The following is a 1,320-nucleotide window of genomic DNA, read 5'->3' as shown; positions in this document are numbered from 1 at the left end:
AGGTATTTGTGGAGGAATAGGATAGGGATCCCATCCTCTCCTCACTCTAGCCGCTATGTCTGAGCCCTCTGGTCGTCTGGTTTGGAACCACTCTACCCATATCTCAGGGTTGATCCCTGTTTTGGAACGCCTGACCCGGCAGGCGGGCATTAAAACCGTGACGCCGGGCGCTCTGTCCTGCAGCCGTGGGCGGATCCCCCAGTTGCAGTTGCGGGTTTCGGTGCCGATCCGGGGCGGGTACAAGCTGGTGGCCCGCAAGGGAAGCAGCGTGCAAGAGGTGTTTGTGGTAACGGATCTCAGCCAAACCGAGCTAGAGGCGGCTATTCTCCGCTGTTTGTAGTCAACTGTTTGTAGTCAACCGAGCCTCGTTATTGCTCCGCAACGCTGTCCCGACCCAGAACTTCGTCCTGCTGGGGCAAATGGCACATCAGTTGAGGATGAGTTAGCTATGTCTCGTGCTAGTCTCAAGCCCGCCCGTATCAGCGCTGTTTTACCCGGATCCCTGGCAGCAGAAGTGGGCATCCAACCTGGAGAGGCCCTGGTCAGCATCAACGGCGAACGCCCCCGCGATCTCATCGACTACCGCTTCCTGATCGCTGAGGAGTGTGTAAGCCTGGAGATCTTGAATAGCCAAGGGATCCCGCGCACAGTTGAGCTGGAGAAGGGGATCGACGAGGATCTGGGGCTGGAGTTTGAAACGGCCCTGTTCGATGGCCTGATCCAATGCGCCAACGCTTGTCCCTTTTGCTTCATCGACCAACAACCTCCGGAAATGCGGGCAACGCTGCACCTCAAGGACGACGACTACCGCCTCAGCTTTCTCTACGGCAGCTACCTCACCCTCACCAACTTGCCTGCTGCCGAATGGGAGCGCATCGCTCGCCTGCGCCTTTCTCCCCTCTACGTGTCAGTGCATGCTACCGACCCGGAGCTGCGCAGCCGCTTGCTCAAAAACCCGCGGGCTGGCCTGATTTTGGAGCAGTTGGCCTGGTTTCGCCAGCATCGCTTGCAACTGCACGCACAGGTGGTGGTCTGCCCAGGCTGGAACGATGGGGATCACCTCACCCGCACACTCCTCGATTTGGCCGCCTTTCGCCGGCCCGTAGACGGGATCCCCACCGTCCTCTCGGCAGCAGTGGTGCCGGTGGGGTTGACGCGCTTTCGCCCCCCTGGTGATGAGCTGGTTCCTGTCGATGCGGCCAAGGCCCGAGAAGTGATCCAGCAGGTGGAAACTTTGCAGGTCGGGTTTCGGCAAACATTGGGATCCACCTTTGCCTGGCTGGCCGATGAGTGGTATCTGCTGGCCGGGCGGGAACTGCC

At 59.9% G+C, this 1,320-nt stretch carries 2 protein-coding genes; both read left to right on the top strand.

Features of this window, described 5'->3' with window-relative positions; translation table 11 throughout:
• Window positions 1-55: 55 nt before the first annotated feature.
• Window positions 56-340, top strand: a complete 285-nt coding sequence (locus tag NW820_RS08910) for a DUF2103 domain-containing protein (protein WP_011432039.1) — start codon at window positions 56-58, stop codon at window positions 338-340.
• 108 nt (window positions 341-448) lie between these two features.
• Window positions 449-1,320, top strand: an 872-nt coding sequence (locus NW820_RS08905) for a DUF512 domain-containing protein (RefSeq protein ID WP_414407287.1), incomplete at its 3' end; no start/stop codon positions are given.

Origin of the sequence: Synechococcus sp. R55.7 (assembly GCF_047461955.1) — a bacterium.
GTDB lineage: Bacteria > Cyanobacteriota > Cyanobacteriia > Thermostichales > Thermostichaceae > Thermostichus.
Note: the sequence above shows the minus strand (reverse complement) of the source record. Positions and strands in the feature narration are given on the sequence as shown.

Excerpts from the sequence above, each read along its gene's own strand:
- NW820_RS08910 (WP_011432039.1), top strand. The coding sequence starts at position 56 with ATGTCTGAGCCCTCTGGTCGTCTGGTTTGGAACCACTCTACCCATATC.